Source organism: Nocardia sp. NPDC058705, from assembly GCF_042749305.1.
Classification (GTDB): domain Bacteria; phylum Actinomycetota; class Actinomycetes; order Mycobacteriales; family Mycobacteriaceae; genus Nocardia.
In genome coordinates, this window is record NZ_JBHYRN010000025.1 from 71820 (window position 1) to 84943 (window position 13124).

The window sequence follows — 13124 nt, forward strand, 5'->3', positions numbered from 1 at the left end:
GAGTTTCGAGCGGGCATCGGTTCGCTACTCTCGCGGTGACAGTTGTCGACAAAGGGGAGTGCCGCGATGGGTGAGGTGATGCGGCCGCTGTCGGCGTCGGAGCGCTGGTTCTGGCTCGTCGACCAATTGTCGCCGGCGAATTGTGTGGTCCGCTTGCGGGTGCGGGGCCCGATCGGCGCCTACCGCCTCGAAGAGGCGACGGACGCACTGCTCACAGAATTTCCCCTGCTTCGGACAACGGTGGTCGAGGGCCCGCGCTTCGCCCCGTCCGCCGACCCGCACCTGCCGGTCCTGCACCGCATGGTCGAAGACCCCGACGAGTGGCGCTCGATCTTCGACGAACAACTCGCCGAACCCATCGACCTCGCGACATCACCCGGCCGTCTCATCGATTTAGCCTGGCGTCCAGGCACTTCCGACGAACACCACGACCTGATCCTCGCCCTGTCGCACGTCCTGCTCGACGGCCGCTCGATGGCAGCACTGGTCTGGCGAATCCTCGCCTACGCCTTCGGATCTCCGCTCCCGACCGCCACCCGCGAACCGATCCCGCCCCCTGACGACCTCATCCCACCCGCGCACACCCGCCTCCTACGCTGCCTGCGCACCAACATCACCGGCCAACTCACCGCCATGGCCCGCCGCCCGACCGGCCTCCCGGGCACCCCGCCACCACTACCGATTCGCCGCACCCGCACCGTGATTCGGCACATCGAGGGAGATACTCTCGCCACCCTCCGCGCCCGCTGCCATCAGCACGGCGTCACAGTCAATGCCGCCTTGACCGCCGCCCTGGCCAACGCCCTCGGCCACCTCGCCCCCCGCTCCTCCGGCGTCGCGGGCATCGGCATCCCGGTAGACGTCCGCACCCGCCTGCTCCCACCCCCGGCCGACGACGAGCCAGGCATGTTCACCGCGGTAGTCCCCACGTTCGTCCCCTACGGCCCGACCAACTTCCTCTGGGACGCGGCCCGCGCAGCGAAAACCCAACTGACTCAACAATTAGCGAAGCACACAGACCTCACCGCCCTGGCCGCGATCCGCTACGGCTGCCCCCGCTCGATTGAATCCGGCAGACGCACAATAGAACTCATAGACCGCCGCGCCCCCTGGAACGTCACTCTCAGCAACCTCGGCAACCTGACCCCACCCGAAACCCCTGAGCCACTGGACATCACCGCGCTCACAGTCGCCGGAACGAACTCCTGCGCCAGTGCCCTGACCGTAGCCGTAGCCACCCTCGACGCCACGATGTCGATCACCTTCTGCTACGTCGACACCATGCTCCCGCGCACCACCATCGAATCCCTGGCCGACCACACCATCCAGTCCGTCACCCGCTGAGTTGGCAGCTACACGGCGACAATGTTGAGTAGCGGCCCGAGCCCCTTGAAGTCATCGGGATTTCGGGTATAGAGCGGCAGCGCATGCTGGACGGCTGTCGCCGCGATTTGCAGATCGGCGACCCGGCGGCGTGGCTTGCGGCCGATTTGTTCTACGAGCAAAGCCAGCGACCCGTAAACGTGGGCCGCGTCGACATCGAACGGGAGCGGATCGAACGACCGGACCACCCATTGAAACCGCAGTTGGCGCTGCGCCTGGCGCACCGGATCCTTGGCGGCGTGGATTCCGGCCGCGAGTTCGGCCACGCTGACGGCGCTGATCGCGGCATCAGCGGCCGCGGGCAGGCTTGATTGAACATCGCTGTAGTCGATGAGGACCGATGTGTCGAGAAGGATATGGAGTGGTTCGGCGGACTCACTCACCGTCGGGCATCTCCGGGTCGATCATCGCGTCCAGATCGGCACGCCACTGCTGATAATCGACACGCGGCAAGCGGGCACTCGTCCGCGCCAGCTCGGAGACGGGCACGAAGGTGCGTCGGACGAGCGGCTCGAGCTTGGCTACAGGGTTACCGTTGCGAGTGATGATGAAGCTTTCGCCTGCTTCGACCGCCGCGAGCACTTTTCCGCTGTCATTGCGGAGGTCGCGCTGCTGGATTTGCTTCATAGCGCAAGTGTACGCGCGAGCGCTACGCCGTGTACAGAATGCTACAAGGGCACTCAGGCGATCTGTTCGCGCACCATGTCCCGCAGGGCCGCTCGGTCCGGTTTGTTCGTGCGGCCGCTGACCGGAATTCGATCGACAACCACGATGTCGTCGGGGACGGCGGTGGTGTCGATGAGCTGGGGCAGGCGGTCGCGAAGGACTGCGGCGATGTCGCCGGACTCCGGTTCGGCGACGACGGCGAGCACGATTCGCTCGTCGCCGATCTCGTCCGGCAGGCCGACCATGATGGCTTCGCGCACTCCGTCGATCGCGACGATCGCGGGCTCGTACAGGCCGGGGTAGATGTTGGTCTTCCCCCGGATCATCATGTCTTTCTTGCGGCCGGTGAGGACAAGTTCCTTGCCGTCCCAGCGCGCGAGGTCACCGGTCGCGATCTCGGTCATTGGCTCGGTGCCGAGGTATCCGCGACAGAGATTCGGGCCGGACAGTACGAGTTCGCCGTCGTCGGCGATCCGCGCCTCCACGCCGCGCACGGGAGCGCCGAGGAGGTCGCCGTCGTGGGCGAGCTTGGCGGCGCCGGTCGCGACGGCCACCGGCAGGATCTCGGTCATGCCGTAGATGGCGAGAAACTCGGTGTCGGGCAACGACTTCTGTGCTCGTCGCAGCAGGGCTGACGTGACCGGAGCGCCACCCAGCGCTACCTGCCGTAGATTCGGCGGGGCCGGGACAGTGTCGGCCTCGATCGCGTCGAGGGCCACAGCCAGATCGGCGGGGGTGTAGAACGCGTGTGTGGCGCTGCGTAGATTCCGGGTGAAGGGCACCGGGTCGATGTGGGTGCCGAATCGTGGATACCTCGGCATCGCCCACCGGGCTCCCGCCATCAACGCGGGCAACCCCATCATGAGCTGCTCGGTGTGCAGGAAGGCGCCGGGCGCGAGACTGGTTTTGCCACCCATCGCCGAGAGTCCCGCGCTGAGCGAAGCACGGGTGTGCACAACGGCTTTCGGCTCATCGGTGGTGCCAGAGGTGAATACGATCAATGCGGCCGCATCCGGATCCGCAGCGGGCAGGGCAACCTCGCGCGCGTCACCGGTGAACCGCCGCAACGGAATCGACCCGAACGGTGTGCCGGGTACCCACACCCCGCTGTGGATGTGCCGAACATCGAGCGCGCCGAACCGCGGCAGTTCCAGCCCCTTCTTACGACCGAACCCGGCAAGCGGACCACTCGCCGCGTACAGCAGCGATTCCGTTGCCGCCCAGCCGGGTTCGACCATGTCGACACGCTTGGCGAATAGCTCAGGCCCCACGCCAGGGTCGACGAACACGATCGTCCCGCCGGCGGCAATCGTCCCGAAGATCAACAGCACCGATGACACACTCGGCCGGATCGAGAACAGCATCCGGTCACCTGGCGTGAACCCCGCCTCCCCGAGATTGTGCGCCACCCGTCGGATGGAATCCACCAGTTCCCGATAGGTGAGCGCGCGTTTGCCGACCGTCCCGAGCGCGGACGCATCCGGAATCCGTTCAGCCTGTGCGGCAAGCTTTTCGAGAAAATCGGTCACCGGTGTCCTCACCTGATATCGACGATGTCGGGCCGATACCGATGGTCGGCATACCAGGCGAGCGTCTTGCGAATACCCCAGGCGCGCACCCGCCGATTCGAGCCGTACACCCGCACGTCCCGGCGCAGACCATAGTCGGTGGTGATCGTGCGCACCGCGTTGGCCAGCGCCCGATCCTCGTGCAGGTCCTCGATCGCCGTACGTGGGAATCCACCTGCCGCACCGTATAATTCGGCGGTAATCGCCATATTGCAGCCCGGCGTCATCACATACGGTCCGAGATAGCGCGGATCCCGATTACCCGAACGCACCTTGCCGAATGTCGACGCCACTTCCAGTGCCACCCGGATGATCGTGCGGTCGATCCACGACACACCTTCGTCGGTGCGCGGAATCAACTGACCGCTGACCAGTCGCAACCCGGCATCGAACCCGGCTCTGATCCGTCGCGTCCAGTCCGGGGCGGGCAGGCAGTCGGCGTCGGTGCGCGCGAGATGGGTCGCGCCCTGCGAAATCGCGTGGCGCATACCGGTATCGGCGGCGGCGCCGGTGCCCTTCAAAGCCTCATCGATCACCACAATGCGCGGCACCGGATGTGCCGCAGCGAAGGCGCGGACCACCTCGACGGTGCCGTCGGTCGAGTTGTTGTCGACCACGACCACGGTAAAATCTGTGTCCTGTTGTGCTGCAATGGCATCCAGTGTCTTGCCGATGCCGAGTTCCTCGTTGAAGGCGGGAATCACCACCCACAGATCACTCACGCATCCTCCAGCAGTCGATCGAGCCCGCCGACCTCATCGACCCAGCGGTGGAAATTGTCCAAGCCGATCGCGAACGGCACCGTGGGCTGATAGCCCAGTTCCCGTGTGGCGCGGGAGATGTCATAGGTCGCTGATCGGGTGACCAGCGCGACCGCGTACCGCGACAGCGGGGGAGTCCACCGCTGCGCGACGGCCGGTATCCGCCACAGTGTTTCGATCGCCGCCAACGCCCCGCCCAGCACCGGCGCGGGAACCGCAACGCTCGGCCCGGACAACCCGAACCGCTCCGCCACGGCATCCATGGTCGGCCACACGGAGATCGGCTCCGCATCCGCGATGAAATACGCACGCCCGCCGATATTCTCGGCATCAAGCGCGAGCGCAACAGCGTCGACGAGATGGTCGATGTAGCACAGCGAAGCCCGAACATCGCGTCCGCCGGAAAGATCCGGTAACCGCCCCGCCCGCAACTTCGCCAGAATCTGCACGATCGGCCCATGCCGATCCCCTGGCCCCCACACCGCCCGCGGCCGCAACGAACAGGTCGTGAACTCCGGCGTATCCGCCGCCAGCACCAACTGCTCAGCGACAGCCTTGGTTTCGCAATAGCTGTTCAGAAACCGCGCCGGGTAGGGCACGGTCTCATCGATCCCGACCTGATCCCCACCGCTGGGCGCCATCAAGGCACTCGGGCTCCCGATGAACACGAACCGTTCGACCCCGGCCGCCGAAGCTTCCTGTACCAGCCGATCGGTCCCGGCCACGTTCACCGCGAAAAACTCTGCAGGCCTACCGAATTCGCCGAGCAGAGCAGCCGCGTGCGCAACGGTGCGCACCCCGGCGACCGCCGCCGCCAGCGCGCCCGCGTCGGCGAGATCGGCCACCGCCACCTCGACGCCCGCCGGTGCCGACGCCGGATCCCGCACCATCGCCCGCACCGGCACCCCGCGCGCCACCAGTCCACGCACGATCGCCCCGCCGACAAACCCCGTCGCGCCCGTCACCAGCACAGTCATCGCGCCACGCCAGGTCGCGATCCGTAGCGGGACTGAACTGTCTCGCGCCGCCGTACCTCATCAGCCGCGCGCGGGCGTGCCGATCGGGGCAGAACCGGGGAGCCGGTTCCGTCCAGCGCCCATGGTCTGAACCCGGCCCCGGCGCCGCCCGGCGCACCGATCACCGGTTGCCCTCGCCCAGCGTCTTCCACCAGGTAGCCCCGAACAGCATGGTCATCACCGCCGCACGGCGCCCGGAGATCCCCCGCTCAGCGGCCACTTTGCGGGCTGCGGGAATCTGCGCGGCATGCACCCCGACGCTCAACACCACATCGATCCAGAACGCCACCCGCAGCCACCGGGCCCGGAACGGCCGCACCACCCCGACGATCAGGAATACCCATCCGATCACCGGAATCGACCGCAAGGCCAGCACCGTCGCACGGCTCGGCACGCCCGCTGGAGTGTCGGAGGCGCGGTGTCGACCGTGCCGCGGCGGACTCACCGGATCAGGAACAACATGCAGGGAGCGCGTCACCGCACACCAACCCCTCGATAGGTCACCGCCGCGGCGGTGGGGCCGCCATCGGCGGCAACGAACAACAACGGTCGATCAGTCAGTCCCGCGTCCCGAGCGGCCACGAATGCGGCGGTCAACGCGGAAGTGTGTGCGTCCCCGGCGAATTCATCGGTTACCACCGCGCCGACGCCGAGTTCTGCGGCCAGCGCTGCGGCGAAGTCGGGCGTCGGCTTTCCGCACACCAACACCACCCGTCCGGCGTCGATGTCGTCCGCGGTCAACGCGTCACGCGCGGCGATGGCGGCGTGCTCGACCAGTTCGGCTGTCCCGGTGAGCAATTCGACCGTCAACGAAGAACGACCTTCGGCCCCCATCGCCGACAACTTCACGTATCCCTGCGGATCGGGCAGCGCGTCACCGGCACTCACATGGACTCCGCCGAATCCCGCGGCGTCGGCGTAGTTCTCGAGTACGAAAGCCGCACCGACGGACTCGAAGACGAACTCGGCATCAGCCCGATCGGAAGGATGCGCGTCCCCCGACACGACCACCACGTGTCCCGACGGCAGATCGGCGAGCAGCGAAGCAGCCACCCCGATCGCGTTCACCACCCCGCAGGCCCCGTTCATCAGATCGAACGACAGGCACGGCACATCACCGCGCCGATAGTCCAACCCGACCCCCGCCGCCTGCTGGATCAGCGCCGCGACCGCCGGTTCCACGAGGTTCGCGTCGCGATAGACCCCCACGTTGATCAGCGCGTCGACCTGTTCGGGCCGACAACCGGCCCCTGCGAGCGCGTCACGTGCGGCGTCTGCCGCCTGTCCGACCGAGCTGACCCCGCCACTGCGTGTCGTGGCCGAAGAAATGATGATTCCCATACTGTCCTATACCCGCAGATCGCCGATTGTCACCGACAAGAATCCGGCGACCACCCCGGAAGCGGCCGGTACCAGCAGTACCTTCGACCCCGGCGCGATCAATCCCTGCCGCAATGCATCGTGCAACACCACGAAATGCGAGGTCGACGCGGTGTTGCCGTATTTTTCCAGCACCGCGAGCCCCGGCGGCATCGCCGCGTCGAATTCGCGCTCGGCGATCTTGTTGATCAATTCCACGGCAGGCCCGCTGAATTGGTGATGGATCAGGTAGTCGTAGCCCTCCTCGGCGAAACTCGATCCGCGCGCGGCGAGGAACTCCTGTTGGCGTGAGGTCCACAGCAGATACCGGGACTCGTTGTGCATCGCCCGGTTGTCGGTATAGAGCGCGACGCCCGGCCCCTGATCGCTGGGCATTCCGAGGCACAGCTTCGCGAAGGCGGCACTGGTGTTGAGTTCCACGTAGTCCAGGCCCGGCCCGTCGGTGCCGTCGAGCACCACGGCCGCACCGGCGTCACCGACGGTGAGCGAGGCGAACTGCGGGTCGTACTTCTGCGAGATCTCCCGTACTGCCGTATCGGCGATCGGTGTGATGCATTCCCCCGACACCACCATGCCGCGCCGCACCGTGCCAGACCGAATCATCCTGTCCAGCACCAGAACTCCGGTCATCAGCCCGGCACACGCATTGGACATATCGAAATGGATCGCGCGCGTTGCCCCGAGCGCGGTGCGCAGCATCAGGGCGAACGACGGCTCCATGCAGAAGTCCTCGCCGCGGGTCCGGGTGATCGAGCAGGAGATGATCACATCCAGGTCGACGGCGTCGTAGCGGGAATTGTCGAGGGCGCTGCGGGCAGCGGCTGAGGCGATGGTGAACGAGTCCTCGGATTCGCCGCGCACCCTGCGCGCCTTGACCCCGCTGACCTTCTCCAGATCCAGCGGCGCGTCGACGGCCAGCTGTGCCAGCAACTCCGCCGTGGTCACTTCCCTGGTCGGCAGGTACGCGCCGAGGGCTTCGATTGTCGATCTCACCATGCTCGTTCACTTCCAGATATCGCCTGATGCACAGATCACCACCAGCGCATCTCGCCGATCCTAGCCACAGACCTTCACTAATCGGACCCGCTCGATTAGATTCTGCCGGGGTGTGGAGCACTGCCCGACGCCATGAACTCACCCTACTCGCCGCAGGTCAACCCTGGTTGCCTGGATTATTGCTGCTGGGAAGGTTCGCGCGGCCGATCCGCAACGTGCCCAAACTCGGCTGGTTCGTCGCCGATCCGCTGGTGGCCCGCCAGATCTACAACGACAGCACCCATTTCAGCATCGTCTCCGAGGGTGCGGCCGGGCACTGGTGGGCGCAGATCATCGGCGACTGGGTCGAGGACCTGTTCGAAGGCCCCGGCCACACCGACCTGCGGACCAAGGTGCGCGACCTGTTCACCCTCACCCACACCGACGCCCTTGTCGCCCGGGTGATCGGCCCAGACCTGGCTGACCTGCGCGAACGGCTCGCCGCGGGGGAGACCGTCGATATCGCCGCCCGCGCGCAGATCCTGGTCGGCCGCAGCGTCTCCGACCTGGTCGGCATGCGGCCCACCGACATCGCCGCGGCGATCGGCGGCGACGACAGCGAAGATGAGGACGCGCTGTTCCTGCGGCTGTTCCATCACGTAGAAGAGCTGGTCAACCTGGGTTTCGGCACCATGGCATCGACCACCCTCGATCCGGTCGCGGTGGCCCGCGCCCGTGAGCTGGCCGGTCAGCTCGCCGTCAATGTCCCTGCCGCGTACGCCCGCGCCGACCCCGACACCACATTGGGCCGCTGCCGTGAGCTGGGCCTCGACGTGGAGCACGCGGGCGGCCTGGCGATCCTCATGGCCGTCGCGGGCACCGACACTCTCGCCAGCGCGATGACCAGAATGGTCGCGATCATGCACGACACCGACCAGCACCGCGCCCTGCTCGCCGCCCCCGACCGCCTGCCCGACGCGGTGCGCGAGACCCTGCGCGTCACCAGCCCGGCCTACCTCGTCGGCCGCTCGGTCACCGCGGACGTCCGGGTCGCCGATCGGGATCTGCGCGCGGGCGAGCACGTCAAGATTCTCACCTGGACCATCAACAACGCCGCGGGCGAGTTCCGGGTCGACCGCGACTACAACCCCGAAACCCGACAGCTCTGGTTCGGCGGCGGCCGTCACCTCTGCCTCGGCGCGCAACTGGTCCACTCCGAACTCACCGCTCTGCTCGAGGCGCTCACCGCGGCGGGTCGTCCGTGGGAGATCGTCGAACGTCGGTACCGCCGAAAGGTTTTCATCCCCACCTACGAAACCCTGCGCATTCGCCTCGTGCGCTGAACTACGCGTCGTTCACCGGCTGGACCAGCCGCAGTCGTCGCGAGAGATCGGAGACGAACACCCGCTCCGGGTCGACCTGATCGCGCACCCGGCGCCATTCGTCGAGTCGCGGGTACATCGCCTCGACCATCGCGGGTGAGGTTCGCGATTCCTTCGCGAAGTAGAGCCGTCCGCCCGCCGCCCGCACCCGCTCGTCGAGGTCGGCGCAGAACCGGTCGAGTCCGCTGGTCAGCGGGAAATCCAAGCTCAGCATGTATCCGGGATGCGGCCACGACAGCGGTGCAGGATTGCTCGGGCCCATGCGTTTGAATACGTTGAGGAACGAGTGGTGCCCTGATTCAGCGATCGCGCGCACCGCGTCGGCCAGTTGCTGCTCGGCACCGAACGGCATCGAGAACTGGTACTGCAGGAACCCCCGCTTGCCATAGGCCCGATTCCATTCCCCGAGCAGGTCGAGGGGGTGGTAGAACTGCGTCAGATTCTGGATGCGACCGCGTGCCTGCCGGGGAAACAGGCGGTGGGCGGCCTCGGCGGCGATGCGGGTGGTCACCGAATTGACCATTCCGTTCGGGAAGATGTCGGGCACTGTGAACAGCTGTGGCGCATCGAAATTCAAGGGTCGGCTGCGTAGTTTCACCGGCAGCTGGTCGACCGTCGCCAGCGACCCACGACTGAATCCGGCCCTGCCGAGCTTCGCGCCGGTGGAAATGGTGTCCGGCACCGACATCGAATAGTCGTAGCCGTCATCGGAACCGCCGGTCAGCAATTCCATCGTCTCGTCGAGATCGCGCGTGCGGTCGTTGTCGACGATGAAATACGCGGTCTCGGTGTGCTTCAAGCGAACTCGGGCGCTGACGATGATGCCGGTGAGGCCCATCGCGCCGACCGTCGCCCAGAACAGCTCCGCCTCAGCGCCTTCCGGGGTCAGCGTGCGCACCGATCCGTCGGCGGTGAGCAGGTCCATCGACAGCACATGATTGCCGAAGCTGCCCTGCGAATGATGGTTCTTCCCATGGATATCCGCGCCGATCGCGCCACCGATGGTCACCTGCCTGGTGCCGGGCAGCACCGGGATCCACAGCCCGAACGGCAGCGCCGCCTTCATGAGCGTGTCCAGGCTGACGCCCGCGTCGACCTCGACGATCCCGCTGTCGGGGTCGATGCTGTGGATGCGATCCAGCGCGGTCATGTCGACGACCAACCCGCCCGCGTTCTGCGCCGGATCGCCGTAACTGCGCCCGAGGCCACGCGCGATCACCCCGCGCGGGCCCGCGGTCCGCACCCGTTCGGCGATCACCGCGACGTCGGGCGTGCGGAGCACTTCAGCGACGGTCGGTGCGGTGCGCGCCCAACCGCTGAGACTGCGGCAGCCGCTGACTGGATTCTCCTGCGTGAATGTCACAGGGGCTCACGCTAAAACGGTTTCCTGTGTGCAACCTGAGGTAATCGTGCGGTTATTGCGGAGATGCTCGCTGGGTGGTGAGTACGCCCTCGTGCATGGTCGCGATGCGGGTGCAGGCGGCCGCGAGGAGGGGTTCGTCGTGGCTGATCAGCAGGACACCGAGATCGTCGGCGGCGTGGGTCATGACCAGGCGAATGATGGTGGCGGTGGTGGCCGCGTCGAGCATCGCGGTGGCCTCGTCGAGGATCAGGTAGCGGGGATTCTGAGCGAGGGCGCGAGCGAGGCAGGCGCGCTGGAGTTGGCCGTCGCTGAGGGCGTGTGGGCGGCGGTCGAGCAGGTCGGGGGTGAGGCCGACGGTGGTGGCCAGCGCCGCCAGGTCGGGGACCGTGGTGCGGCGGATGCGGGCGGGTTCGGCGATGATCTGGGCGACGGTGAAGTGGGGATTCGTTGCGGCGCGGGGGGATTGGAAGACCATGGCGATGGTGCCGCGAGCTCGTCGGGGTGGGTGTCCGTCGACGGTGATCGTGCCCGAAGTGGGTGTGAGCAGCCCGGCCATCGTCCGTGCGAGAGTGGTTTTCCCGGAGCCTGAATCACCGGTGATCCCGACGATCTCGCCCGGGGCGACCCGCAGGTTCACGTCGCAGATCACGGGTTGTGTGCCGTAGCCGGCGGTGAGGGAGTCGGCGATCAGCATGGGGGCCTCAGTTGGCGAATCACGCGCTGCCGCTGTGGAATCAACTGCGTGGGGCCGCCCGCGTAGGGGCAGATCTCGGACAGATTCGTCAGCGCGCGCGGGGGATGCGGGAGTGGGTGCAAGCCGCGTTCAGGTAGGGCGGCGAGCAGGTCTCGGGTGTAGTCGTGCCACGGATCGTCGAGTACCTGCGCGCCGGGGCCGACCTCCATCAGACGGGAGGCGTACATGACCGCGACGGTGTCGGCGATGTCGGCGCGGATCAGATGCCCTAGATCGTGGGTGATCAGCAGCACGGCGGCACCGTGATCGGCGCACTCGCGCAACAGTTTTCCGATCTGATCGGTGCGTGCGCGGTCGAGGCCGGAGGTGGGTTCGTCGGCGATGATCACCTCGGGGTCACCGGCCAGTGCCGCCGCCACGGCTGCCCGTTGCGCCATGCCGCCGGAGAGTTCGTGCGGGTACAGGTCGAGTGCGGTGGGGGACAGGCCCGCTCGTTCGATGAGGTCGGCGGGGGTGTGCGCGGTGCCGAGCGCGGAGATCGCTTCCGCGAGTTGGGAACCGATGGTCCGTACGGGGGTGAACGAGGTGCTCGGCGATTGCGGGACCAGGGCGATACGGCGGCCGCGGTAGGAATGATCGCCGGCGAGGATGTCGACCGTTTCGTCGGCTGAATTCAGCACGGTCGAGTCGGTGCGTTCGCGGGCGCGCGGGTCTCGGTCGGCGTGCACTGCTGGAAGGCGGGTATCGGTACTGTCCGTGCGCACCCGGGAACGGTCGGTCCCGAGCGCACAGCGATCACTGCCCGTGCCTCGTGCGAGCAGGCGGATCGTCCCGGTCGTGATGGCGTCGGGAGGCAGCACGCCCATCACCGCACTCGCGACAATCGACTTCCCGCAACCGGACTCGCCGACGAGCGCTGTTATCGCGCCCGCCTCGATGTCGAGGGACAGATCAGTGACCGCGTGCACCACATCGCCGCGGCCCACCGGAATTCGCACGGTCAGCGCGTCGATCGACAAGCGCTTCATCGCGGCATCCTCGACGGTTTCGGCGGAGCGAGCAGCCCGCGCAGCGACGACCCCGCGACGGCGACCGCCACCGTCGTCAGCACCAGGAATCCCGCCGGGAACACCAGCGTCCACCACCCACCCAGCAGCAGCGACGTGCGCGCTTCCTCCAGCAGCGTGCCGAGGCTCGGCTCGTGCGGCGGCAACCCGAACCCGAGGAACGACAACGTCGACTCGTGCCAAATCGCGTGCGGCAGAAGCAGAACCACCGCGATCAATGCCTGCGGGGCGACAGCGGGCAGCAGATGCCTGACCAGCAGATGCGTGCGACTCGCACCTGCTAGCACCGCCGCGGACACGTATTCGCGCTCGCGCAGACTCAAACTCTCCGCCCGCACGATCCGCGCCACCTGCACCCAGTGTGTGAGCCCGATCGACAACACCACCGCCACCGCGTTCCCCCGGAACAGCGCCACGATCACAATCCCCAGCAGCAGATGCGGCAGCGCGTTCGCGGTATCGGCGAACCGCATCACCACCCGATCCACCCACCCGCCGACCAGCGCCGACACCGCACCGACCAGCACTCCGATCACCGTCGACACCGCCGCCGCACACGCCGCGACGAGCAGCGAGGTCCGCAGCGCCGCCGCGATCCGCACGAACAACGACCGCCCGGCCGAGTCGGTCCCGAACCACCACTGTCCCGACGGCGCCTGCCGCGCGCTCGCGAAATCGGTCAGCCGCTCGTCGACCCCGTCGACCCACGGGACGATGACCGCGTACAGCACGACCGCGAGCAGCACTGATAGCGCTGGAGCCAACCGTCGCCGTGCTGATCCAGGCGCACCGGCGCGAGTAATACCGCCGCGTCGGGTGAAACGCTGCGCTGTGCCGCGCGTTCGGCCTTGCGAGTTGACGTCGCCAGT

At 67.2% G+C, this 13124-nt stretch carries 14 protein-coding genes; 2 read left to right on the forward strand and 12 right to left on the reverse strand.

All coding sequences use genetic code 11. The annotated features are described in order from the left end of the window. Positions 1 to 66 precede the first annotated feature (66 nt). Positions 67 to 1344: a hypothetical protein gene (locus ACFW6D_RS24700; RefSeq protein WP_379331823.1), complete on the forward strand. Its 1278-nt coding sequence runs from the start codon at positions 67 to 69 to the stop codon at positions 1342 to 1344. Positions 1345 to 1352: 8 nt separating this feature from the next. Here the strand turns inward: ACFW6D_RS24700 and ACFW6D_RS24705 are convergent, their stop codons facing one another. From ACFW6D_RS24705 to ACFW6D_RS24740, 8 genes are all read right to left on the reverse strand, one after another. Beyond that, on the reverse strand, positions 1353 to 1766 hold the full coding sequence (locus ACFW6D_RS24705; protein WP_379331825.1) for a type II toxin-antitoxin system VapC family toxin: 414 nt from the start codon (positions 1764 to 1766) through the stop codon (positions 1353 to 1355). Then, the gene (locus ACFW6D_RS24710) at positions 1759 to 2010 is read right to left on the reverse strand and encodes a type II toxin-antitoxin system Phd/YefM family antitoxin (protein ID WP_379231089.1); all 252 of its coding nucleotides are present in this window, start codon (positions 2008 to 2010) and stop codon (positions 1759 to 1761) included. Before ACFW6D_RS24710 ends, ACFW6D_RS24705 begins: the two co-directional genes overlap by 8 nt. A 53-nt stretch (positions 2011 to 2063) precedes the next feature. Next, positions 2064 to 3578, reverse strand: coding sequence for a class I adenylate-forming enzyme family protein (locus ACFW6D_RS24715; RefSeq protein WP_379331827.1), 1515 nt, complete (start codon positions 3576 to 3578; stop codon positions 2064 to 2066). An 8-nt stretch (positions 3579 to 3586) separates the two neighbouring features. After that, positions 3587 to 4339: a glycosyltransferase gene (locus tag ACFW6D_RS24720; RefSeq protein WP_379331829.1), complete on the reverse strand. Its 753-nt coding sequence runs from the start codon at positions 4337 to 4339 to the stop codon at positions 3587 to 3589. After that, a complete protein-coding gene (locus ACFW6D_RS24725; RefSeq protein ID WP_379331831.1) occupies positions 4336 to 5355 on the reverse strand; it encodes an NAD-dependent epimerase/dehydratase family protein in 1020 nt (339 codons plus the stop codon). Before ACFW6D_RS24725 ends, ACFW6D_RS24720 begins: the two co-directional genes overlap by 4 nt. A 160-nt stretch (positions 5356 to 5515) precedes the next feature. After that, a complete protein-coding gene (locus ACFW6D_RS24730) occupies positions 5516 to 5872 on the reverse strand; it encodes a hypothetical protein (RefSeq protein WP_379331832.1) in 357 nt (118 codons plus the stop codon). Beyond that, entirely contained in the window at positions 5869 to 6735 is an 867-nt protein-coding gene (locus tag ACFW6D_RS24735) for a hypothetical protein (protein ID WP_379331834.1), read from the reverse strand. Before ACFW6D_RS24735 ends, ACFW6D_RS24730 begins: the two co-directional genes overlap by 4 nt. A gap of 6 nt (positions 6736 to 6741) precedes the next feature. Further along, the gene (locus tag ACFW6D_RS24740) at positions 6742 to 7770 is read right to left on the reverse strand and encodes a 3-oxoacyl-ACP synthase III family protein (RefSeq protein ID WP_379331836.1); all 1029 of its coding nucleotides are present in this window, start codon (positions 7768 to 7770) and stop codon (positions 6742 to 6744) included. A 167-nt stretch (positions 7771 to 7937) separates the two neighbouring features. Between ACFW6D_RS24740 and ACFW6D_RS24745 the strand changes: the two genes are divergently transcribed. After that, positions 7938 to 9092 carry a cytochrome P450 gene (locus tag ACFW6D_RS24745; protein ID WP_379331838.1) on the forward strand — a complete coding sequence of 385 codons (1155 nt, stop codon included), beginning with the start codon at positions 7938 to 7940 and terminating at the stop codon, positions 9090 to 9092. A 1-nt stretch (position 9093) separates the two neighbouring features. Here the strand turns inward: ACFW6D_RS24745 and ACFW6D_RS24750 are convergent, their stop codons facing one another. Genes ACFW6D_RS24750 through ACFW6D_RS24765 form a run of 4 tightly spaced genes read right to left on the reverse strand, consistent with a single transcriptional unit; the run spans position 9094 to position 13019 of the window. Continuing rightward, on the reverse strand, positions 9094 to 10494 hold the full coding sequence (locus ACFW6D_RS24750) for an FAD-binding protein (protein WP_379331840.1): 1401 nt from the start codon (positions 10492 to 10494) through the stop codon (positions 9094 to 9096). A gap of 52 nt (positions 10495 to 10546) precedes the next feature. Further along, a complete protein-coding gene (locus ACFW6D_RS24755; protein ID WP_379331842.1) occupies positions 10547 to 11188 on the reverse strand; it encodes an ABC transporter ATP-binding protein in 642 nt (213 codons plus the stop codon). After that, entirely contained in the window at positions 11182 to 12216 is a 1035-nt protein-coding gene (locus ACFW6D_RS24760; RefSeq protein ID WP_379331844.1) for an ATP-binding cassette domain-containing protein, read from the reverse strand. Before ACFW6D_RS24760 ends, ACFW6D_RS24755 begins: the two co-directional genes overlap by 7 nt. Continuing rightward, entirely contained in the window at positions 12213 to 13019 is an 807-nt protein-coding gene (locus ACFW6D_RS24765) for an ABC transporter permease (protein WP_379331846.1), read from the reverse strand. Before ACFW6D_RS24765 ends, ACFW6D_RS24760 begins: the two co-directional genes overlap by 4 nt. Positions 13020 to 13124 lie beyond the last annotated feature (105 nt).